We start from the raw sequence: 22,054 nt of genomic DNA, 5'->3' as shown, positions 1-22,054 counted from the left end.
TAAACAGCGCCGCCGCATTCTTGACCGTTCTGTTGCCGGCCCGTAACCAATCATGACGCAATGCGGGCGGGTGGCTCGCACTGCAACGCGGTAGCCAGCAAGCCGCTCGTGAGAGCGCCAGCCAGCCAGACCAGAAGTGTGATCATCGGGTTGGGGCTATGGCTGACGGGGCTAGGTATTCGCGCGCCTTGATTTTGGGCGCGTCGGTGTTTTCATTTGCGGCAATGTCGGAGAGCGCTCTTGCGCAGACCGCCGATCCCTCCGCCGCGCGTTCCACTTCCGAACGGCCGAAGCAGGCCAAGCGCAAACCGAAGCCGCAAGCCGAACAGGCGGCCGCAGCAGTGCCGGCGACGAGTGCGCGCGCACAGATCGGCGCGGTGCCGGTGCAGTCGCTCGACACCATCACGGTGGTGGCGACCAAGACCGAGGAGCGCGCGATCGATGCGCTGGCGCCGGTCAGCACGGTGACATTGGAAAAGATCCAGGGCCTGCAGCCTAATCGGCTCTCCGACATCTTCTACAACGTGCCCGGCGTCTCGTTCCAGGAGCGCGGCGACGATCCGTCGACCGTGATCAACATCCGCGGCCTGCAGGATTTCGGCCGGGTCGCGGTCGTGGTCGACGGCGCGCGGCAGAACTATCAGCGCACCGGCCATAATGCCAACGGCTCGTTCTTTCTCGATCCCGAGCTGATCGGCGGCGTCGACGTGGTGCGCGGCCCGACCGCGAACATCTACGGCTCCGGCGCGATCGGCGGCGTGGTCTCGTTCCGCACCAAGGACATCGACGACGTGCTGCGTCCCGGCGAGCGCTGGGGCGTCGACACCTCGGGCTCCTATGGCTCGAACAAGGATCGCGGCATGGCCTCGATCTTCGGCGGCGTACGCGTCGATCCCAATGTCGACGTGTTCGGCGGCGCGGTCTATCGCACTCAGAGCAACTACAAGGACGGCGCCGGCACCGAGATCGGCAACACCGGCAACGACATCGCCGCCGGCCTGATGAAGGTGACGGTGCGTCCGGCCGAAGGCCACGAATTCAAGCTCGGCGCGATCTTCCAGGACTACCAGTACAATATCGGCCAGCAGAACCGCGGCCCGACCACGACCGCGGCGCCGCTGGCAGCGATCGCCGGCTCCTCGGTCTACGCCTCCGATGCCAAGAACTACACCGGCACGCTGACCTGGAAATACGCCAAGCCCGACGACATGCTGTTCGACTGGAACATCTCGGTCTACGGCAACCGCACCGACAACGACCAGGTCAAGACCTACAACAACCGCATCACCACCGGCGGCGGCGTCTGCACGCTGGCCAATCCCGGCAACAACATCTCCGGCTGCGTCGGCGACAAGCGCGGCTACTCGCTCGACACCGTCGGCCTCGACGTCAACAACACCACGCGCTTCAACTTCGGCGACTGGCGCAACGCCGTGACTTACGGCTTCGATGCCTTCCGCGACGATGTCCAGACCTTCGATGCGCGCGGCAATTCCAACATCACGACGCCGGGCGGCCAGCGCACGGTGTCGGGCGGCTTCGTGCAGCTGAAGCAGAACTATTCGAGCTGGCTCGAGATCGTCAGCGCGCTCAGATACGACCGCTACGAGCTCGACTCAGTCAAGACGTCGACCGACGGCGATCGGCTGTCGCCGAAGATCACCGTCGGCGTCACGCCGATTGCGGGCTTCACGCCCTATCTGAGCTATGCCGAGGGCTATCGCGCGCCGTCGATCACCGAGACGCTGATTGCCGGCGGCCATGCCACCGGCGGCGGACCTGCGCTGTTCAACTGCCCCGACGGCACCTCCGGCCTGTTCTGCTTCCTGCCCAATGCGGGCCTGCGGCCCGAGGTCGGCAAGAACAAGGAAGCCGGCGTCAACCTGAAGTATGACGGCATCTTCTCCGCGAGCGACTCGTTCCGCGGCAAGATCAACGTGTTCCGCAACGACGTCGACGGCTATATCGATCTCGTGGCGTCGGCGCCGACCTTGACGCCGTTCGGCCGCTTCAGCCAGTTCTACCAGTACCAGAACATCGCCCATGCCCAGATCGAGGGCGTCGAGCTGGAGACGATGTACGACGCGGGCGACTGGTTCCTCGGTGTTGCCGGCCATCTGATGCGCGGCAAGAACACCCAGACCAATGTTGGCCTCGCCACCATCACGCCGCGCAAGGTGACGGCCACCGCCGGCGTGCGGCTGCTCGACCGCACGCTGATCCTGTCGATGCAATGGGCCTCGTTCGGCGCCAACAACGACCTGCCGGCGGGCTATCTGCCCTCGACCGCCTATGATCTCGTCAACCTCTATCTGACCTGGAACGCCACCAAGGACATCACCTTCACGGCATCGGTCGACAACCTCCTGAACCAGTACTACCGGCCCTATGCGATCCCGGGCTCCTCGACCGACGGCACGACGCAGAACGACGTGCTGTTCTCGAGTCCCGGTCCGGGCACCGTCTACAAGGCCGGGCTGAAAATTCACCTAGGTGGAGCGTAACGCGACGAGCCGATCATTCCATCCAGGTTGCTCCGGCCGCGCTGGTGCCCCCAGCGCGGCCTTGGCGCGTTCATGCTATCAACGAGATCAGCCGGCAGGATCAAAAGTCCGCCGCCAACAGGAGAAGACATTCATGTTCATCGCAATGAACCGGTTCCAGGTGATCAAGGGCAAGGAGCAGGCGTTCGAGACCGTGTGGAAGACCCGCGAATCCTATCTCGGCGACCTGCCGGGCTTCATCGAGTTTCACCTGGTGAAGGGGCCCGAGGCCGAGGACCACACGCTCTATGCGACGCACACGGTGTGGGCCAGCAAGACCGCGTTCGAGGACTGGACCAGGTCGGAAGCGTTCCGCCGCGCCCATTCCCGCGCCGGCAACGAGACCGGCGGCAGCCTCTATCTCGGCCATCCCAAATTCGAGGGATTTGAGGTGCTGATCACCGAGCGGGCAAAGAGCGCCGCATGACCGAGGCTGCCATGCTCAACCCGGCGCTCGCCGAGCTCAAGGCCACCATGGCCGACAATCCCGGTGCGGTGATCGAGGATGTCGCGCGCGAGCGCCAGGTGACGCCGCGCGCGGTGCTCGAGGCGCTGCCCGCGAGCATGGTGCGGATCGGGCCGGGTGAGTTCGCGGATGCGATGGGCGACATCGCGGAGTGGGGCGAGGTGACGCTGATCGTGCACACCATTGATGCGATCTTCGAATTCACCGGCGCCATTCCGAACGGCGAGGTCGGCCGCGGCTATTTCAACCTGATGCAGCCGAAGGGCCTGCACGGCCATCTCCGCCATGAGCGCTGCGCTGCGATTGCGTTCGTCGAGCGGCCGTTCATGGGCAAGGTGTCGGCGTTCATCGCGTTCCTCAACCGCGACGGCGGCATCATGTTCAAGGTGTTCGTCGGCCGCGACGAGACGCGTGCACTGCGCGGCGATCAGCTGGCGCGCTTCCACGCGCTGGCCGACCGCCTCGCGCCGAAGGCGGCTTGACAGTCTTCTCCCTCTCCCCCGCCTGCGGGGAGAGGGTTCGGGGTGAGGGGGACTCTCCGCGAGCGCGGTGCCTGGAGAGTCCCCCTCACCCGGATCGCATCTAACGATGCGATCCGACCTCTCCCCGCAAGCGGGGCGAGGTGACACAGGTGCGTGGAGGCGAATATGCTTGGCAGGACGTTCGACAGGGGGAGCGGGCTATCGATCGCGATCGCTTCGTTCGCAATTGCATTTCTCCCAACCGCCAGCCTCGCCGCATCGGACCACGCCCTGTTGCCGCACAACCTGTCGCCCTGGGGCATGTTCCAGAGCGCCGACATCGTCGTGAAGGCTGTCATGGTCGGGCTCGCCATCGCCTCGCTCGTGACCTGGACGGTCTGGCTCGCCAAGACCATCGAGCTGCGCCGCAAGACCGCGCTCGCGCGGCGGCGGATCTCTCTGCTCGAGCGCGACACAGAGCTTGCCGAGGTCGAGCAGGCGAGCCGCGAGGCCAGCGATGCGGTGGCGCAGATCATCCAGTCGGCGTCGCGCGAGGCCGCGCTGTCCGGCGGCATGTTTGACGACGGCTTCAAGGAGCGGATCGCGCTGCGGCTCGAGCGGGTCGAGGCGGCGATGTCGCGGCAGATCGCGCACGGCACCGGCGTGCTCGCCACCATCGGCGCCACCGCGCCGTTCGTCGGCCTGTTCGGCACGGTGTGGGGTATCATGAATTCCTTCATCGGCATCTCCGAGGCCCACACCACCAACCTCGCCGTGGTCGCGCCCGGCATCGCGGAGGCGCTGCTCGCGACCGCGCTCGGCCTCGTCGCCGCGATCCCGGCGGTCGTGATCTACAACCATCTGACGCGATCGATCGCGGCGTATCGCGCGCTGCTCGGCGATGCTTCGGTCATGGTGATGCTGTTGGTCAGCCGCGAGGGCGATCGCAGCCTGTTCCGCCTGGCGCGGGCCGCGGAGTAGGCGATGGGCGCAAAGCTCGGCTCAGGCGGCGGGTTCGGCGGGCGGCGCCGCGGCGACGACGATCTGGTCGAGGCGCATGAGATCAACGTCACGCCGTTCATCGACGTGATGCTGGTGCTGCTGATCATCTTCATGGTGGCGGCGCCGCTCGCCACCGTCGATCTGGGCGTCGATCTGCCAGCCTCGACCGCCGAGCCGCCGCCGCGGCCGGACAGGCCGGTGTTCGTTACCGTGAAGCCCGATCTGTCGGTCGCAATCGGCGAAGACGTGATCGCGCGCGACACGCTGAGCTCGGCGCTCGACGGCGCCACCCAGGGCAAGAAGGACGAGCGCATTTTCCTGCGCGCCGACAAGGCGGTCAGCTATGGCGAGCTGATGGAGGTGATGAACCTGTTGCGCAACGCCGGCTATCTCAAGATCGCGCTGGTCGGCCTCGACGGCCGAAGCTAGCAATGAAGTGGAGAAGCCGCCACGTCGGAGATTCACCTCTCCCGCTTGCGGGGGAGGTCGCAGCGCATCGAAGATGCGATGCGGGTGGGGGCTCTTTCCACACGATCGGTCCGACTCGCGGTGATACCCCCACCCTAACCCTCCCCCGCAAGCGGGAGAGGGAACGCGATCTATCGTCATGAGCGACTATGCGCTTCATCATGCGGGCGACGAGGTTCGGCTGCGGCGCTGGGGCCTGTCGGCGGCGGCGATCCTCGCGGCGCATGCGGCACTGCTCGCGCTCGGCATGACCTGGGTCGCGGCGCCGATGCCGGGCGTCGCGGTGCCGGCGGTGCTGGTCGATCTGGCGCCGATCACCTCCGCGCCTGCGATTTCGCAGACCGAGGCGCCGCCGGGGCCGGCGATGCAGGAAGCGGATGCGGCGCCGCCGCAGCCGGTCGCCGCCCAGCCGGTGCAGGACGAGATTGCGCCGACGCCGCTGCAAGAGAAGCCTGAAGTCGTGGCGCCGCCGGAGCAGAAGCAGCAAGCCGTGCCGTCGAAGGAGGAGCCCGCAAACGTCGTTCCTGAGCGCAAGGTGGAGCCGGTCAAGCCCAAGGTGGTTCGCCGTGAGGCCAAAAAGCCATCGGAGGCGACGCCGGCGCCGCGCACCAGCGCGCCGAGCCGCGCCGAACGGCAGGCACCGGTCGCCTCCGCGATCAGCGCCGGCGCGTCCGCCTCGGCGCTCGCGGCCTACAATGCGCGGGTCCGCGCGCATCTGATGCGCTTCCAGTCCTATCCGCCGGAGGGCCGCGGCCAGCGCGGCGTGGCCCGGCTGACCTTCACGCTCGGCCGCGGTGGCCAGGTGCTGGCGAGCCACATCAGTGGCTCCTCGGGCAACCCCGCATTCGACGCCCGCGCGCTGGCGATGGTGCGCCAGGCCCAGCCGTTCCCGCCGATTCCGCCGGAGGTCACCCAGGGCGCGATCGGCTTCAGCGTCCCGGTCGCATTCGTGCCGCGGTAGGGACCATCCGTCATTGCGAGGCGCCAACGGGTCGCGCGAACGCGCGCCCGATGACAGGCTCCGCGACGAAGCAATCCATGCTTCAGCGTGTGCGGGGCGATGGATTGCTTCGCTTCGCTCGCAATGACGGGGAAAGAGCGACGCGCTTTATCCATCACCGTCACCCTGAGAGCTTGTGAAGCTTTGTCCTCACCTACCGTTGTCATCGCCCGGCTTGACCGGGCGATCCAGTACGCCGCGGCCTCTCGCTTCTATCACCGGCGTCTCTGGAATACTGGATCACCCGGTCAAGCCGGGTGATGACACCGAACAAGCTGAGCAAACCATCACCGTCACCCTGAGGTGGCCGCTTCTTCAGCGGCCCTCGAAGGGTCGACGGCCCGGCTGGCGGCCGATTCATCCTTCGAGGCTCGCAAGAGCTCGCACCTCCAGCGACAAAGGCGAAGCCTTTGCGCGGGGATGACGGGGAAAGAGCGCCGCGCTTCTATCTATCACCGTCACCCTGAGGTGGCCGCTTCTTCAGCGGCCCTCGAAGGGTCGACGGCCCGGCTGGTGGCCGATTCATCCTTCGAGGCTCGCCCAGCAGCGCAATTGCGCTGCAAGGCTCGCACCTCAGGATGACGGATTTGGAAGCGCGCCCCCCGCTACTCCTTCACCGCACCCGTCAGCGACGACACGTAATAATCGACGAACAGCGAGTAGAACAGTGCGACCGGCAGCGAGCCGAGCAGGGAGCCGGCCATCAGCGCGCCCCACTGGTAGACGTCGCCGGTGATCAGCTCGGTGACGATCGCGACCGGCACCGTCTTGTTGGCGCCGCTCTGGATGAAGGCGAGCGCGTAGATGAACTCGTTCCAGGACAGCGTGAAGGAGAAGATGCCGGCCGAGATCAGGCCGGGCACCGCGAGCGGCAGCGTGATCCGGCGCAGGATCTGCAGCCGGGTGGCGCCGTCGACCAGCGCGCATTCCTCGAGCTCGTAGGGGATCGACTTGAAATAGCCGATCAGGAGCCAGGTGCAGAACGGCACCAGGAAGGTCGGATAGACCAGGATCAGCGCCATCGGTGAATCGAACAGGCCGAACTGCACGATCACGGTGGCGAGCGGGATGAACAGGATCGACGGCGGCACCAGGTAGGCGAGATAGATGCCGAGGCCGACATAGGGACTGCCGCGGAAGCGCAGCCGCTCGATCGCATAGGCCGCCAGCGTCGAGGCGAACAGCGACAGGAAGGTGGAGCCGATCGCGACCATCATCGTCGTCTTCAGCCAGCGCGGATAGGACGTTTCGAACAGCAGATGCTTGATGTGCAGCAGCGTCGGCGAGGTGATCCAGAACGGGTTGTGCTCCTTGTAGTTCAACAGCTCTGCGTTCGGTTTGAACGACGTGATCGCCATCCAGTAGAACGGGAACAGCAGGATCAGGATGAAGCAGGCGAGCGGCAGATAGATCATCATCACGCGCCGCGCCCGCGAATCCCACGCCATGGTGTCGGGCGTGGCGCTGGCGACGTTGCTGCTGCCCGGTGAGGCGGTGACGTCAGTCATTGGCTTCTCCCTGCTGCCATTTGCGGCGCGCGAGGCCGAAGTAGGAAAACAACGTCGCGAACACCAGGAACGGGATCATCGACACCGCGATCGCGGCGCCCTCGCCGAGCTCGCCGCCGGCGATGCCGCGCTGGAACGCCAATGTCGCGAGCAGATGGGTCGAATTGACCGGGCCGCCGCGGGTGATGGCGTAGACCAGCTGGAAGTCGGTGAAGGTGAAGATGATCGAGAACGTCATCACGATCGCGAGAATCGGCATCATCATCGGGAAGGTGATGTAGCGGAAGCGCTGCCAGGAGGTGGCGCCGTCGAGCATCGCGGCCTCGTAGAGCGAGGGCGAGATGGTCTGCAGCCCCGCCAGCAGCGAGATCGCGACGAAGGGGATGCCGCGCCAGATGTTGGCGACGATCAGCGAGAACCGCGCCGGCCACGGCGAGCCGAGGAAGTCGACATTGCTGTCGCGGATGTGCAGCACCTCGACCAGCAGGTAGGAGATGATCGAGAACTGCGGGTCGTAGATCCACCAGAACGCCAGCGCCGACAGCACCGTTGGCACGATCCACGGCAGCAGCACGATGGCGCGGACCAGGCTCTTGAACGGGAAATGATTGTTGAGCAAGAGCGCCAGCCAGAAGCCGAGCGCGAATTTCCCGAAGGTCGCGACCGCGGTGTAGAAGATCGAGTAGAACACCGCGTTCCACCACAAGGGATCCTTGAGCAGGTACTGGAAGTTCTCCAGCCCGATGAAGATGCCGCGCTGGCCGATCGTGGTGTCGGTGAAGGCGAGCCAGATGCCGAGCCCGAGCGGATAGGTCAGGAACACCGCAAGCAGGCCGATCGCCGGCGCAAGGCACATCACGATCAGGAACGGCTTGTAGTCGAACAGCCGCACCAGCCAGTTCGGCTGGCGCTGCGCGTAGGTACGGGCGGATATCGTTGTTACGGACATTGAATGCTCGTCGGTTCGTCATTGCGAGGAGCGAAGCGACGAAGCAATCCATTCTCCCCTGTGGCGCTATGGATTGCTTCGCTTCGCTCGCAATGACGGTTGATCTTCAATGATCGCGACTTACCGGCCCTGCCGGCGGAAGTACCGCTTGCAGCGCTGCTCGGCTTCCGCGGCGGCGGCTTCCGGCGTGGCTGCGCCGGTCGCCACCGAGGCGAACATCTGCACCGTCACATAGTCCGCGCGCACCGCGCCGGTGGCGGTCGAGATCGGACCCTTGTAGCCGGCGTAGTATTTGCTGTTCATGGTGTCCTTGAAGATCGCGACCTTGGGATCGCCGGACCACACAGCGGAATCCGCATAGGCCGCCAGCGGCTGCGACCAGTAGCCGCTGTTGGCATTGAGCCACGGCTCGTATTGGTCCTTCTCCAGCATGAACTGCAGGAAGGCCTTCGCGGCATTCGGATACTGGCTGTGCTTGAACACCATGGCGTTCAGCGTCAGGCCCGACATCGGCGAGGCCGGCGCCAGACCCTTCGGCAACAGCTGATGCTCGGAGTCTTCGGCGATCGCCGCGGTCGCCGGATCGTTCTTCAGCGAGAAGTACAGCGAGACGCCGTTGGCGGTCAGGCCGATTTCCTGCGAGGAGTAGGCGCGGTTGTTGCTGACGTCGTTCCAGGACGGCGTGCCGGCGATGAAGGTCGGGTAGAGCTCCTTGACGTAGTTGAGCGCCGCGATGGTCTCCTTGCTGTTGATGGTGACGTTGCCTTCCTCGTCCAGCAGGGCGGCGTTATGCGACCACATCATCCAGTCCGCAAAGCCGTTGCCGTCGCCGACCGCATTGCCGAGCGCGAAGCCGGCGGGCTTGCCGGCCTTCTGCAGCTTCTTGCAGAGGTCGAGGAAGCCGGGAAGGTCGTCCGGCGCCTTGTCGAAGCCGACCGATTTGAGCAGCGACTTGCGATAGATCAGCGGGCCGGCGGTGGCGCCGAACGGCAGCCCGATCCAGGTTTCGCTCTTGGCCTTCTTGCCGTAGGCCTTGGCAAGGTTCAGCCAGCCGCCGTACTTCTTGCCGAGATAGTCGGCGACGTCGGTCAGCTCGACCAGCTTGTCGACATAGATGTGCGGTGCGTCGGAGAAACCGATGATGATGTCGGGGCCGGCGCCGGAATTCGAGGTCACCGCGGTCTGCTGGTTGATGTCCTCCCAGCCGACGAAGTCGACCTTGACCTCGACGCCGGTCTCCTTGGTGAACTTGGCCGCATTGGCGCGGAACACGTCCTCGTCGGCCTGCACGAAGCGCACCGGGCGCAGCATGCGCAGCGATGCGCCCTTTTCGATCGCAAGCTTGGGCGCCGGCACGTCGGCGGCCTTGACCTTGGATGCGGTTTGCGCCGAGGCGCCGGTGGCGGCGAGCGCCGCGGCGGATACGCCGAGCACCAACGCGTCACGACGGGTGATGATGTTGGTCATGCAAATTCTCCCTGCTGTTTGTCCCCGGCGTTGAGCCGCCGGTGAACGCCCCGATCCCAGCCGAAACCGGGGGCTTTGCGTCCGTGTTGTTATGCCGTCCGGCGGGCACGGACCGTTCTCCGTGTCGCCCGCGGACGTGTTGTTGCCGCCTTAGCTGTTCGGACCGCGATCCATGCTGACGGGTTGCCAGCGGCGCAGCGCGGTGTTCTGCAGCACCGACGGGTTGACGCAGCTTACCGGCCACATGCCTTGCAGCACCAGTGACAATTCGTAGCCCACCCGGCGCTTGCGTGCCTCGTCGAAACGTGCCGACGCCGAGGCGACATGCGCGGTCAAGGTAACATTGTCCATCCCGAGCATCGGATTGTTGTGCGACGGCGGCTCCTTCTCCAGCACGTCGAGCGCGGCATGCGCGATCCAGCCCTCCTGCAGCGCCTTGATCAGCGCCTCCTCGTCGACCGTGGCGCCGCGGCCGGTGTTAATGAAGATCGCGGATTTTTTCATCTGGCGGAAATGCTTCTCGGTCAGCATGTGATGCACCTCGGGCCGCGCCGGCGCGTGCATCGAGACGAAGTCCGACTGCGACAGCACCTCCGACAAGGTCGAGGGGATCACGCCGTGGTCGTACATCAGCGTTTCCTGGATGAAGGGATCGTAAGCCATCATGCGCAGGCCGAACGGCGCGGCGCGCTTGGCCACCGCACGTGCGACCCGGCCGAACGAGATGAAGCCCAGCGTCTGGCCCATCAGCCGCGGAATCTTCAACAGCGCCGGCCGGCCCTCGGCCCAGCGGCCGCTGCGCACCATCTTGTCCTGCTCGATCAGGCGGCGGAAGCCGGCGAGCACCAGCATCATGGCGTGGTCGGCGACCTCCTCGATGAAGGTGTCGGGGATGTTGGTGACCGGGATGCCGCGGGCGGTCGCGGCCTTGACGTCGACGGAGTCGACGCCGACGCTGCCGAGCGTGATCACCTTGCAGTTCTCCAGTGCATCGATCACCGCCTTGGTGATCGGCATGCCCTTGGCATAGATCGCGTCGGCGGTTTTCGCCGCGGCGATGAACTCGGCCTCGTTGGCCGGGGCCTCGATGATCTCGGCGCCGATCGGATCGAGCGCCTCCCGCTCATAGTCGTAGCCGCCGCCGGCCACGGTGAAGCTTGCGCCCTTCGGCGTGACCACCCTGAATTTCGACATTGTGTGCTCCCGATGTGTTCTGTTCTTGCTTCTTGCTCGTTTGCTTCTTGATTGGGCAGAGCGGCATTGCGCCGCTGCCTCCACAATTCCCGGTTGGTCGCCGTCGCAATTCTCCGGCTTTCTACGGGGAACCAGCGTAACCATCGGGTAAAGGGTCTCACATTACCGTGCGGCGAATCAATCCGCCAATCGCGTCGCGTTCCCCGCCTCCTGGAGATCCCCGTGAAGCTGTCAAATCTGAAGATCACCCCCAAGCTCGGCATTCTGGTGGGGGTGACCCTGCTCGGCCTGTGCACCGCCGGCTTTCTCGCGGGTCATCTGATGCAGCGGGAGATGGTGCAGGCGCGCATCGACCAGGCCAAGGCGATGGTCGAGATGGCGAAGAACATGGCAGCAAGCCTGAAGAAGGACGTCGACGCCGGCAAGATGACCAAGGAGGCGGCGCTGGCCGAGCTCGGCAAGCGCGGCAACGCCATGACCTACGACAACGGCGCCGGCTATCTGTTCGGCACCTCCTATGACGGCATCACGGTGATGGCACCCGATCCGAAGCAGGTCGGCACCAACCGCATGGATGTCGTGACCAACGGCCGCAAGCTGTCGCAGGAGCTGATGAACGGCGTCAAGGCCAATGGCGAGATCCTGCTGTTCTATGAATATGTCAAACCCGGCCAGGAGACGCCGATCCGCAAGCTCGGCTATGCGGTCGCGGTGCCCGGCTTCGACATGTATCTCGGCACCGGCGCCTATCTCGACGACATCGAGACCAAACTGCGCCCGATCACCTGGCTGCTCGGGCTTGCGATCCTCGGCATCGGCATCATCTCGGGCTCGGTGGCCTGGCTGATCGGCCGCAGCATCTCGCGGCCGCTCAACCTGCTCGGCGCCCGCATGCGCGAGATCGCCGACGGCAAGCTCGACGGCGAGATCCCCGGCGTCGGCCGCGGCGACGAGGTCGGCGCGATGGCGGCCACCGTTCAGGTCTTCAAGGACAATGCGGTGCGGATCCGCGGCCTCGAACAGGCCGAGGCGGAGACCCAGGCCCGCGCTGCGACCGAGCGCCGCAACGCGGTGGAGAACATCGCCAGCGACTTCGAGCGCAGCGTCAACGGCATCGTCCGCACCGTGGCGTCGGCCGCTGCCGGCATGCAGACCACCGCGCAGTCGATGACCGCGACCGCGAGCGACGCCAGCGCGCGCGCCGCGACCGTCGGCGCCGCCTCCGACAGCGCCTCCAACAATGTCGGCACCGTTGCGGCTGCGGCCGAGGAGCTCTCCTCGTCGGTCGCCGAGATCGCCCGCCAGGTGGCACGCTCCAGCGAGGTCGCGAGCCAGGCGGTGGCCGATGCCGAGCGAACCAACGCGACCGTGCAGGCGCTCTCCACCGGCGCCGAGAAGATCGGCGAGGTGGTCAAGCTGATCCACTCGATCGCGGCGCAGACCAATCTGCTGGCGCTCAACGCCACCATCGAGGCGGCGCGCGCCGGCGAATCCGGCCGCGGCTTTGCGGTGGTCGCCTCCGAGGTGAAGGCGCTGGCCAATCAGACCGCGAAGGCGACCGAAGAGATTTCCGCGCAGGTGGCGGCGATGCAGGCCTCCACCGGCGAGGCCGTGACCTCGATCGGCGGCATCACCGCGACGATTGCGCAGATGAGCGAGATCACCGCCTCGATCTCGACCGCGATCGACCAGCAGGGCGATGCGACCCGCGAGATCGCGCGCAACATCCAGCAGGTCGCGGCCGGCTCCAGCGAGATCTCCGCCCATATCGGCGGCGTCACCTCGGCCGCCGCCGCCACCGGCACCGCAGCCGGCGACGTGCTGTCGAACGCCCGCGAGCTCGACACCCAGTCCGGCAAGCTGCGCAACGCGGTGGACGAATTTTTGCAGAAGGTGCGGGCGGCGTAACGCAACTATCTCCACGCGTCGTCCCGGCGAAGGCCGGGAGGACACTGATAAGTTGCGCCGCTGTTTGACCCGTCATCCTGAGGTGCGAGCCTTGCAGCGCAATTGCGCTGCTGGGCGAGCCTCGAAGGATGAATCGGCCCGGCTGGTGGCCGTCGACCCTTCGAGGGCCGCTGAAGAAGCGGCCACCTCAGGGTGACGGGGATAGAGCGGGCGCCCGCTACTGCTTCTCGATCCCCGCGGCGGTGATCAGCTTCTCCCACAGCACGAGCTGCTCCTTGAGGAACGCCTCGAATTCCTCCGGCGTGCCGGAGAACGCCTCCATGCCGCGCTCGGCGAGCTGGCTCTTGATGTCCGGCCGCTCGACCACCTTGCGGATTTCGGCGTTCAGCTTGGTGACGATGTCCTTTGGCATGTTGGCCGGGCCGAGATAGCCCTGCCACGAGGTGATATCAAAACCCTTCACCGTCTCGTCCATGGTCGGCAGCTCCGGCAGCAGCGCCGACTTGCGCTTGGTGGTGACGGCGAGCGCCTTCAGCGCCTTGGCGTTGACATGCGGCAGCCCGGTCGGCACGTCGATGAACGTCATCGAGACGCGGCCGGCGATCACGTCGGTCAGCGCCGGCGGCGAGCTCTTGTAGGGCACGTGCAAAAGATCGATGCCGGCGAGGCGGGCGAAGGTCGCGCCCGAGACGATCGCCGACGACGAGCCGCTGGCATAGGAGTATTTGCCCGGCTCCTTCTTGGCGAGCGCGATCAGCTCGGCGACCGAGTTCGCCGGAATGTCCGGATGGATCACCAGCATGAACGGCAAATCGCCGGTGCGCGCGATCGGCGTAAAATCCTTCAGCGGATCGTAGCTCATGTTTTTGAGCAGATACGGATTGGCCGAGTGCGTCGTGTTGGTGGTGACGAACAGCGTGTAGCCGTCGGGCGCCGAGCGCGCGACATAGCTCGCGGCGATCGAGCCGTTAGCGCCGGCCCGGTTGTCGATCACCATGCCGACGCCGAGCGCGACCCCGAGCTCCTTGGAAATCAGCCGCGTCGTGGTGTCGGTGCCGCTGCCGGCGGCGAACGGCAGCACCAGCGTGATGTTGCGGGTCGGGTAAGTCTGGGCGAGCGCCGCGCCTGATATCGCCGCGAGCGCGGCGGCGGCTGCGGCCACCACGCAGCAATAGTGTCTCAATCCCTCGATCATGTCGTCGTCCCCCCGCACAGCCCCTGAACAGGCCTATTGCGGGCGAAACTAGCCCGGCCGCCATGCTTGCGGAAGCATCTTTTCGCCGCATGGCCATGCGGGTCGCGGGTGGCGACGCTACGTTCCGGCCGGGAACACCTGCGCGACGTGAAACGCCTTGGTGGTGACCAGCCACTTGCCGTCGATCCGGTGAAACACGAGATGGTCGATGAAGCCGGTCTGGCCGTTCCTGACCCGCACCTTGGCGATGGCAAGGTCGGGCGCGGTCTGCTCGATGCTGATGATGCCTTCCTCGCGCGGTGACTGCATCGACGCCGGCGAAGGACGGCTGCGGATGAAGTCGCGGAATTCGGCCGCCGACCGCACCGTGTGCTTGCCGTTCCGGATGCCGTGCACGATGCAGGCATCGGCGAACACCTCGCGGAACCTGTTATCGTCGACGTCATACATCAGGTTGAAATATCCATCGATCGCGGCTGCGATGGCCTGGATGTCGCTCATTGCAAGGTCTCCATTGCGGATGATGTGGCGGTTGCGTCACCGGATCGAACCGGTGATCTGCAGCGACAGTGGCCGATATGGCAGCAAGGTGCTACGACTGGGCGGTCATCTCTTGGATGACTGAGAGGCATCGGCATGGACGAAGTTGACGGTCGGCTGGTTGGCGGCCTGGTGGTGCTCGCGGCGCTGGCGGATGCGCGCAGTTTTGGCAAAGCCGCCGAGCGGCTCGGCATGACGCAGTCCGGGGTCAGCAAGGCGATCGCCAAGCTCGAGGCGCGGCTCGATGCCCGGCTGGTCCACCGCACCAGCCGCGCCGTCGAGCTCACCGAGGAAGGCCGCGCGCTGGTCGAGCGCGTTGCCGGGCATCTGGCAGGGATCGGCGAGGCGGCAACGGAGACCGCGAAATCGCGCGATGCAGTCCGCGGCCGGCTGCGCGTCAACGTCGATCCGCTGTTCTCGCGCCTCGTGCTGGCACCGAAGCTGAGCGCGTTTCTGCTGCACAATCCCGCCATGGAGCTGCGCATCGAGACCCGCGACCGCATCGCGGATCTGGTCAGCGACGGCTTTGATCTGGCGGTGCGGTTCGGCGAGCCGGCACCGTCGGCGCTGATCGCGCGCCGCGTGCTCGATACGCGGGTGCTCACCGTGGCCTCGCCGATCTATCTCGAGCGCCACGGCCGGCCGCTCGATCCGCGCGAGCTGGCGAGCCCCGAGCACCAGTGCATCCACGCGATCGACCCCGCGACCGGGCGTCCGTTCGACTGGGAGTTTTGCCGCGGCGGCGAGGTCGTGCCTGTTACGGTCAACGGGCGGCTCACCGTGACCGATTCCGGCACCAAGCTCGGCGCGTGCCTCGCCGGCTTCGGCATCGCGCAGGTGATCGATCTCGGCCTCGACGATCACCTGAAGAGTGGCGCGCTGGTCGAGCTGTTTCCGGACTGGCCCGACGAGCGCTATCCGCTCTACGTCTATTACGCCTCGCGCAACCACGTGCCGGCCAAGGTGCGGAAGTTCATCGACTTCATCACCGACACGCTGGCGGCAAAACTCCAGTCGCCGCGCAAGGCCGCCGCCTTGCGCAAGGTGGGCTAACGCTTCGCCGATCCTTGCCGCGAGGCGATGATGACGCCGGCCAGCACCAGCGCGTAGCCGATCAGATGGAACGGCGCCAGCGTCTCGCCGAGCAGCAGGATCGCCATCGCCGAGCCGAACACCGGCACCAGGTGGAAGAACGGCGCGGCGCGGTTCGGGCCGATTAGCGCGACGCCACGGTTGAAGAACAGATAGGCCAGCGTGGAGGGAAAGATCAGCGTGTAGGCCAGCGTCGCTCCGGTCAGCAGGTCGAACTTCAGTGTCGTGCCGGCGGTGAATTCCCAGATCGCGACCGGCAGCAGCATCAGCGCGCCGCAGCAGGTGGTGAACGAGATCAGCGAGAGCTGATGGATCTTTGGCCGCCGCGGGATCAGCGCCGAATACAGCCCGAACGACACCAGCGAGGCGCCGAACATCAGGTCGCCGCGGTTGAACGAAATGCTCGCCAGCGCGGAAAAGTCGCCGCGCAGGATGATGGTGAGCACGCCGGCCAGCGAGATCGCGATGCCGGCGAGCTGCGCCGGCGTCAGCCGCACGCCGAACAGGATCAGCGACCACAGCGCCACGAACAGCGGCCCGGCCGACTGGATCAGCAGCGCATTGAGCGCCTCGGTGTACTGCATCGCCCAGTACGAGATCGCGTTGTTGAACGCAAAGCCGACCGCGGACAGCAGCAGCATCAGCGGCAGCGTGCCGCGCAGTTTCGGCCAGTCCTCCTTCAGATGCGGCCAGGCGAACGGCAGCAGAATCAGGAACACGCCAAACCAGCGGATCGTGGTCAGCGTCACCGGCGGCACATGGCTGCCGACATGCCGCGCCAGCACGATGTTGGCGGCCCAGAACAGCGACGTCAGGCTGAGCAGCAGATAGGGCTGGTTGTTGAGCCAGTGCAGCGGCGAGCGGGGGGTTGCAGCGGGGGCGGACGGCAAGGCGGTCATTATCGGCCGATGTTGTGCCGGAAATTGGCGCCGCGGCAAGGCGAAAGAGCGGATTGGTGCCATGCGCGGGGGCCTCAAGCCGCAGCCGCTACTCTGCGCGCGATGTCCGCAGCATCAGGATACTAAATTCCGTCATCCTGAGGTGCGCGCCTTGCGGCGCAATTGCGCCGCGGGGCGAGCCTCGAAGGATGAATCGGCCCGGCTGGTGGCCGTGCATCCTTCGAGGCTCGCCGAAGAGGCTCGCACCTCAGGATGACGGGGAGAAATGTGCGCCGTCCTGCCTACGTCTGCGGCCCCGACAGCGAGATGTCGCGTTCGGCGCGAAACACGTTGCTGTAGAGGTTGGCGATCCATTGCCGGCCGTTGGAGGTGACGTTGAGGAAGCGGATCGCGCGCTGCACGTGCGGTGCGACGCTGTCCCAGTAGAAGTGCGGATAGCGGTTGACGAGGTCGGCCGGCGAATCGTAGCCGAGCTGCTTGTTCAGCCCGGCCTCCTCGAATTCCAGATACAGCGCGTTGGCCTTGCGGATGTAATGGGGATCGCCGAGTTGTCCGATCAGGTCGGCGGCGCGCAGCAACGTCGCCTCTTCGCCGAATTCCTCGGCCCCGTCCGCGCCATCAAGCGGAAAGCGGGTGCCCTCGATGGCGCGCGCGATGCGCTCCTTGTCGAGCTGGGCGATGCCCTTGATCCGCTCCATCACGAACATTTTCGAGCGGTCGATGTGATAGGGCAACAGCCCGGCGTCCGACGCGCCGCGCGGCAGCGTGATCTTGGCGCCGCTGGTGTCGATCACATAGCCGTTCTCATCGTCGGCCTCGAACAGCCCGCGCACATAGCCGATGTCGTGGGTCAGGCAGGCGATGATGACATGCGCATAGTCCTCCGCCGTCATGTGCGAATGCAGCGCGCGGCCGCGCAGGATGTCGTGGCCGGCCAGCGTCACCAGCATGGTGTGCTCGACATTGTGGTACAGCGCATCGCTGTTGCCGATGCATTCGAGCGCGATCCGCGCGATCGAGGGCACCATCTCGACCAGCTGGGTCTGCGACGAGCCGAACCGGCGCCGCATGTAGTCGCCGAGAAACTTGCCGAGCGAATCGGCCGCAAGTTCGGGAAGGGTCATCACGGCCTTGACCTCCGAGATCGCGCGGCCTCGCAAAGATTGAGGCCGATGCATTTCAGGGTAGCCCGGCCATGTGACATAATCGTTGCGAATGGACCGCGGCTGGGTGCGGCCTCGATGGAGCCGATCATGGGCGTCGACCTGTTGAATGTCAAAGGCTTGGCCGAGCTGGACCGCCAGGCGCCGGTGGTGATGGTCAATCTGATGCGGTTTCGCGAACGCTCGCTCGACGGCGACGGTTCAGGCTGGGACGCCTATCTGCGCTACAGCGCGCTCACCGTGCCGATGATCAAGGCCCGCGGCGGCACGCTGCTGTGGACCGGCAACGCCGAGACGGTGGCGCTCGGCGAGCCGGCCGGCCAGCAATGGGACTATCTCGCGCTGGTCTACTACCCGAGCGTCGCCGCCTTCATCGACATGATGACCTCGGCCGACTACGAGACCCAGTGCGACCCGCACCGCCGCAACGGCTGCGCCGAGCACGTGATCATCGCGACGCGCGAGGCCTACAGCAAGTTCAAGCTGTAGCTATCACCGTCACCTGAGAGGGTGTGAAGCTTTATCCTCACCCACACCTGTCATCGCCCGGTTTAACCGGGCGATCCAGTACGCCGCGGCCTCTCGGTTCATTCACCACTGCCTCTGGAATACTGGATCACCCGCCTGCGCGGGTGATGACACCGAGCAAGTTGAGCAAATCAACCCGTCACCCTGAGGTGGCCGCTTCTTCAGCGGCCCTCGAAGGGTCGACGGCCCGGCTGGTGGCCGATGCATCCTTCGAGGCTCGCCGAAGAGGCTCGCACCTCCAGCGACAAAGGCGAAGCCTTTGCGCGGGGATGACGGGTTTGTTAGCGTGACGGTTCTTGCAGCGGCGCAACCGCCGCGTGGCAGGCCGTCTGCACCACTGCGCAGATCTCCTCCTTCGACCGGCCCGTGCTCAGCGCGGCGAAGGTCGGATAGCTCGTCAGCGCGAAGATGAGGTCGACGGCGTCCTTGCGGGCCCGCGGCGGCGCGGACTTGTCGGCGAGGCGGTCGATCAGTGCGGTGAGCAGCTTGCGGCGGCGCTCGTTGCGCTCGCTGATGGCTTCGGCAAATTCGGGATCGGTCGCCATCGCGGCGTGCAGGCCGCCGACCGCGGAATCGCGGCTCCAGAACGCGCAGAAGATCTCGACCATGCGGTCGAGCGCGGCGCGCGGATCGGCCATCGTCATGGTCTCGGCGAGCCGGTGCAGTCCGCCGCTCTGCGCGATCCCGTCGAACACGGCCTCCAGCAGCCCGCGGCGCGAGCCGAACTGGTTGTAGACCGTGAGGCGGGTGACGCCGGCGGCCTTGGCCACCGTGTCCAGCGAGAAGCGCGCGATGCTCTCCTCGCGCAGCGTGCGCAACGCCGCCGCGATCACCCGCTCGCGGGTCTCGGCCGCGGCGGCGCTGCGCCCCGGGCTCACATAGCTGCGCGGCGGCATCGGCTTGCCTTGCTTTCGTCGAATTGATTATACATATTGTATATCTAATTTTCAGCGTCAGTTTGGAGCGACATCATGCAGACCGCCCTGATCATAGCCCTGTCCCTTCACGTCCTGTCATCGGTGTTTTGGGCCGGTTCGAGCTTCACGCTGGCGCGCACCGGCGGCCTCGGCGGCGAACGGCTGCTGGGCCCGCAGATCGGCGCCGCGACGGTCGCCATCGTCACCGGCGCCACGCTCTGGCAGCTCGCCCACGAGGGCTCGTTCGCGCGCTCCGAGCAGATCCTCGCCGCCGGCGCCATCGCCGCGCTGGTTGCGGTCGCGGTGCAGATCATCGTCGGCGGCTCCGCCGTCAGGCAATTGCGCGGCGCCGGCGACACCTCGGCCGCGCGCTCGCAGCTCGCGGTCGCGCAGCGCATCGCGGCCGGACTGCTCGCGATCGCCGCGCTCTGCATGGGCGCGGCGCGTTATGCCTGAGGGATCTTACCTCTCCCGCTTGCGGGGGAGGTCGCTGCGCCCGAAGGGTGCAGCGGGTGGGGGCTCTCTCCACACAACGACTCTCTCGCAAGTGGACACACCCCCACCTCATAGCCGATGCTTCGCATCGGCGTCCTATTCAAGTACGGCGGCCGAAGGCCGCCTATGCCTCCCCCGCATGCGGGAGAGGGAGAAGAGCTCCGTTGCATCAAAACTTCCGCACCAGCTCCGGCGTGATCTCGCTCAGGCTGCGGATGCCCAATAGCGCGAGGTCGCGGTCGATCTCGTCGTACAGCAGCGAGATCGCGCGCGCCACGCCGGCCTCGCCGGCAACCACGGCGGCGTAGAGGAACGGGCGGCCGACCCAGACGAAGTCGGCGCCGAGCGCCAGCGCCTTGATCACGTCGGTGCCGCGGCGGACGCCGCCGTCCACCATCACCGTCATGTTGCCCTTCTGCGCCGCGATCTCCGGCAGCGTGCGCAGCGCGGAGACGGTGTAGTCGAGCTGGCGGCCGCCGTGGTTGGAGACCATCACGCCGTCGCAGCCATGCTCGCGCGCCAGCCGCGCGTCTTCCGGCGAGATCAGGCCCTTGACCACGAGCTTGCCCTTCCAGCGCTTGCGGATCAGTTCGACATGTTTCCAGGCGAGCTGGTCGCGGCTGCCGATGTTGCGCATCAAATTCTTCGACAGCACCGGCGGGCCCTGCTTGGCGTCCATGTTCTCGAAATGCGGCATGCCGTGGTTGAACACGGTGCGCGCCCAGGTGTTGAGCAGCCAGTCGGGATGCGTGATGGTGTCCCAGAACACGCGTGGCGTGATCGCGAGCGGCACCTGGAAGCCGTTGCGGATGTTGTTCTCGCGGTTCGGCGGCACCGGCACGTCGGCGGTGACGACGAAGGTGTCGTAGCCGGCCGCTGCGACGCGGTCGACCAGCGGCTCGATCCGCGCGTCGATGCCGGCCAGATAGGCCTGGTACCAGGCGTCCTGGTTGTTGGCGCGGACGTCCTCCAGCGTGATCAGCGAGGAGGCCGACAGGATCATCGGGATGTTGGCAGCAGCCGCGGCGCGGGTCAGCACGATATCGCCGCGATAGGCGCACAGCGCCGACGAGCCCATCGGCGGAATCCCGAACGGCGCGGCGTAGCTCTTGCCGAACAGCGTCGTGGACTGGTCGCGGCCGGAGACGTCGTTCAGCACGCGCGGCACAAAACCGTATTCGTCGAACGCTTTGCGATTGTCGGTCCGCGCCGCGTCAGTCTCGGCGCCGCCGGAGATGTAGCCGTAGAGGAACTTTGGCAGCATCCGCCGCGCCTGCGGCTCGAAATCGTCGAGCGTGAGATAGCGCCGCAGCCGGCGCGGCACGGCGCTGGCGGCGCGGTTGACGGTGGCGGGAGGCGGAGAGGGCGCGGCGGTCCGATCGTGCACGGTGAGCGTTTCCGTTGTTGTTCTTGTTTGCGAGAAGATTAGCGCCTGCCGCCGGGCCCGACAAATTTTGCGTTGAAATTGTTGACGGACTGGTTGACGTCGCCGAGGGTCCGGCGGGTTTCGGCGATGAACACGCCGGAGCGCTTGTCAAAACTCTGGATCAGCTCGCGCAGCGAGATCACGGTCGGCAGCAGCTCGCCGCCATATTTGTCGCTGCCGAGGGTTTTCAGGAACTTGTCGGCGGCCACCATCTTGTCGTCGGCCGCGCTGACGCCGGCCTCGGCGGCGTCGATGAAGCCGGCGATCAGTTCGCCATTGCCGGACAGCGAATTGGTAAAATTCTCGAGGCCGAGCAGCGCATCCTTGATCTCGGCCTCGTTCTCGGTGATGACGCGATCGACATTGCGCAGCGCGACGCGCAGCTTCTCCTGGACGCCCATGGTGCCTTCGGGATCGGCGGTCAGCTCGGGAATGCCGTCGGCACCGGCTGGCGCCGGCTGCGCCTCGTCGGTGCCGCCGGTGAAGGAGATCGCGGCGATCCCGGTCAGCCCCTGGAATTCGAGGCCGACCTGAGTGTCCTTCTTGATCGGCGCATCGGCCTCGATCCGCGTCATCGCGACCACGCGGTGGCGGTCAAGCTTGATCGAGACCACCTCGCCGATGCGCACGCCGGCAAAATTGACGCTGCCGCCGCGGCGCAGGCCGGAGGCCGAGCTCTCGAAGATCACGCGGAACGGCACCTGCCGCTTGATGCCGGCATAGCGCTGATAGCCCAGCCAGCCACTGAGCGAGCCGGCGATCAAAGCCAGCGTCAGGGTGCCGATCATCACATTGCTGGCGCGCGCCATCTGGTCCGGATCTGTGAGCGAAGC

21 protein-coding genes are annotated in these 22,054 nt (G+C 66.2%); 10 read left to right on the top strand and 11 right to left on the bottom strand.

The window, feature by feature from the left end; all coding sequences use genetic code 11:
• Positions 1–158 precede the first annotated feature (158 nt).
• The 6 genes from XH93_RS37320 to XH93_RS37295 all read left to right on the top strand — a co-directional run bounded on the left by XH93_RS37320 (position 159) and on the right by XH93_RS37295 (position 5,901).
• On the top strand, positions 159–2,504 hold the full coding sequence (locus XH93_RS37320) for a TonB-dependent hemoglobin/transferrin/lactoferrin family receptor (protein ID WP_194471297.1): 2,346 nt from the start codon (positions 159–161) through the stop codon (positions 2,502–2,504).
• 133 nt (positions 2,505–2,637) lie between these two features.
• A complete protein-coding gene (locus XH93_RS37315; RefSeq protein ID WP_139486344.1) occupies positions 2,638–2,970 on the top strand; it encodes an antibiotic biosynthesis monooxygenase in 333 nt (110 codons plus the stop codon).
• A gap of 11 nt (positions 2,971–2,981) precedes the next feature.
• Entirely contained in the window at positions 2,982–3,491 is a 510-nt protein-coding gene (hutX, locus tag XH93_RS37310) for a heme utilization cystosolic carrier protein HutX (RefSeq protein WP_194475488.1), read from the top strand.
• Positions 3,492–3,656: 165 nt separating this feature from the next.
• Positions 3,657–4,451, top strand: a complete 795-nt coding sequence (gene exbB, locus XH93_RS37305; RefSeq protein ID WP_194471296.1) for a tonB-system energizer ExbB — start codon at positions 3,657–3,659, stop codon at positions 4,449–4,451.
• A 3-nt stretch (positions 4,452–4,454) separates the two neighbouring features.
• Positions 4,455–4,901 carry a TonB system transport protein ExbD gene (gene exbD / locus XH93_RS37300; RefSeq protein ID WP_194471295.1) on the top strand — a complete coding sequence of 149 codons (447 nt, stop codon included), beginning with the start codon at positions 4,455–4,457 and terminating at the stop codon, positions 4,899–4,901.
• A gap of 178 nt (positions 4,902–5,079) precedes the next feature.
• On the top strand, positions 5,080–5,901 hold the full coding sequence (locus tag XH93_RS37295) for an energy transducer TonB (protein WP_194471294.1): 822 nt from the start codon (positions 5,080–5,082) through the stop codon (positions 5,899–5,901).
• A 644-nt stretch (positions 5,902–6,545) separates the two neighbouring features.
• On the opposite strand, the gene XH93_RS37290 is transcribed toward XH93_RS37295, so the two are convergent.
• The 4 genes from XH93_RS37290 to XH93_RS37275 all read right to left on the bottom strand — a co-directional run bounded on the left by XH93_RS37290 (position 6,546) and on the right by XH93_RS37275 (position 11,058).
• The gene (locus tag XH93_RS37290) at positions 6,546–7,388 is read right to left on the bottom strand and encodes a carbohydrate ABC transporter permease (RefSeq protein WP_371815138.1); all 843 of its coding nucleotides are present in this window, start codon (positions 7,386–7,388) and stop codon (positions 6,546–6,548) included.
• 52 nt (positions 7,389–7,440) lie between these two features.
• Positions 7,441–8,397, bottom strand: coding sequence for a carbohydrate ABC transporter permease (locus XH93_RS37285; RefSeq protein WP_194471292.1), 957 nt, complete (start codon positions 8,395–8,397; stop codon positions 7,441–7,443).
• Positions 8,398–8,517: 120 nt separating this feature from the next.
• Complete coding sequence (locus XH93_RS37280) at positions 8,518–9,864, bottom strand: ABC transporter substrate-binding protein (protein ID WP_194471291.1); 1,347 nt, start codon at positions 9,862–9,864, stop codon at positions 8,518–8,520.
• A 150-nt stretch (positions 9,865–10,014) separates the two neighbouring features.
• Positions 10,015–11,058, bottom strand: coding sequence for a C-terminal binding protein (locus tag XH93_RS37275; RefSeq protein ID WP_194471290.1), 1,044 nt, complete (start codon positions 11,056–11,058; stop codon positions 10,015–10,017).
• Positions 11,059–11,280: 222 nt separating this feature from the next.
• On the opposite strand from XH93_RS37275, the gene XH93_RS37270 reads away from it, so the two are divergent.
• Positions 11,281–12,966, top strand: a complete 1,686-nt coding sequence (locus XH93_RS37270) for a methyl-accepting chemotaxis protein (RefSeq protein WP_194471289.1) — start codon at positions 11,281–11,283, stop codon at positions 12,964–12,966.
• A gap of 217 nt (positions 12,967–13,183) precedes the next feature.
• Here XH93_RS37270 and XH93_RS37265 read toward each other — a convergent pair whose 3' ends face one another.
• Together XH93_RS37265 and XH93_RS37260 are read right to left on the bottom strand one after the other, a co-directional pair.
• The gene (locus tag XH93_RS37265) at positions 13,184–14,161 is read right to left on the bottom strand and encodes a tripartite tricarboxylate transporter substrate binding protein (protein ID WP_194471288.1); all 978 of its coding nucleotides are present in this window, start codon (positions 14,159–14,161) and stop codon (positions 13,184–13,186) included.
• 117 nt (positions 14,162–14,278) lie between these two features.
• On the bottom strand, positions 14,279–14,662 hold the full coding sequence (locus XH93_RS37260) for a nuclear transport factor 2 family protein (protein ID WP_194471287.1): 384 nt from the start codon (positions 14,660–14,662) through the stop codon (positions 14,279–14,281).
• A 135-nt stretch (positions 14,663–14,797) separates the two neighbouring features.
• Here XH93_RS37260 and XH93_RS37255 point away from each other — a divergent pair, with 135 nt between their 5' ends.
• The gene (locus XH93_RS37255) at positions 14,798–15,754 is read left to right on the top strand and encodes a LysR family transcriptional regulator (RefSeq protein WP_194471286.1); all 957 of its coding nucleotides are present in this window, start codon (positions 14,798–14,800) and stop codon (positions 15,752–15,754) included.
• On the opposite strand, the gene XH93_RS37250 is transcribed toward XH93_RS37255, so the two are convergent.
• Together XH93_RS37250 and XH93_RS37245 are read right to left on the bottom strand one after the other, a co-directional pair.
• Complete coding sequence (locus tag XH93_RS37250) at positions 15,751–16,692, bottom strand: DMT family transporter (protein ID WP_371814857.1); 942 nt, start codon at positions 16,690–16,692, stop codon at positions 15,751–15,753. The genes XH93_RS37255 and XH93_RS37250 overlap by 4 nt on opposite strands.
• Positions 16,693–16,973: 281 nt before the next feature.
• Positions 16,974–17,819 (bottom strand): metal-dependent phosphohydrolase, encoded by an 846-nt coding sequence (locus XH93_RS37245; RefSeq protein ID WP_194471285.1) that lies wholly within the window; start codon positions 17,817–17,819, stop codon positions 16,974–16,976.
• A gap of 126 nt (positions 17,820–17,945) precedes the next feature.
• On the opposite strand from XH93_RS37245, the gene XH93_RS37240 reads away from it, so the two are divergent.
• On the top strand, positions 17,946–18,344 hold the full coding sequence (locus XH93_RS37240) for a DUF1330 domain-containing protein (RefSeq protein WP_194471284.1): 399 nt from the start codon (positions 17,946–17,948) through the stop codon (positions 18,342–18,344).
• 320 nt (positions 18,345–18,664) lie between these two features.
• On the opposite strand, the gene XH93_RS37235 is transcribed toward XH93_RS37240, so the two are convergent.
• Positions 18,665–19,279 carry a TetR/AcrR family transcriptional regulator gene (locus tag XH93_RS37235; RefSeq protein WP_194471283.1) on the bottom strand — a complete coding sequence of 205 codons (615 nt, stop codon included), beginning with the start codon at positions 19,277–19,279 and terminating at the stop codon, positions 18,665–18,667.
• Positions 19,280–19,354: 75 nt separating this feature from the next.
• On the opposite strand from XH93_RS37235, the gene XH93_RS37230 reads away from it, so the two are divergent.
• Complete coding sequence (locus tag XH93_RS37230; protein ID WP_194471282.1) at positions 19,355–19,756, top strand: hypothetical protein; 402 nt, start codon at positions 19,355–19,357, stop codon at positions 19,754–19,756.
• 208 nt (positions 19,757–19,964) lie between these two features.
• Here the strand turns inward: XH93_RS37230 and XH93_RS37225 are convergent, their stop codons facing one another.
• Together XH93_RS37225 and XH93_RS37220 are read right to left on the bottom strand one after the other, a co-directional pair.
• Positions 19,965–21,119, bottom strand: coding sequence for an alpha-hydroxy acid oxidase (locus XH93_RS37225; protein ID WP_194475486.1), 1,155 nt, complete (start codon positions 21,117–21,119; stop codon positions 19,965–19,967).
• Positions 21,120–21,220: 101 nt separating this feature from the next.
• A complete protein-coding gene (locus tag XH93_RS37220; RefSeq protein ID WP_194471281.1) occupies positions 21,221–22,030 on the bottom strand; it encodes an MlaD family protein in 810 nt (269 codons plus the stop codon).
• Positions 22,031–22,054 lie beyond the last annotated feature (24 nt).

This window comes from Bradyrhizobium sp. CCBAU 51753, assembly GCF_015291565.1.
Lineage (GTDB): Bacteria > Pseudomonadota > Alphaproteobacteria > Rhizobiales > Xanthobacteraceae > Bradyrhizobium > Bradyrhizobium ivorense.
This window is presented reverse-complemented; position numbering and strand designations above follow the sequence as displayed.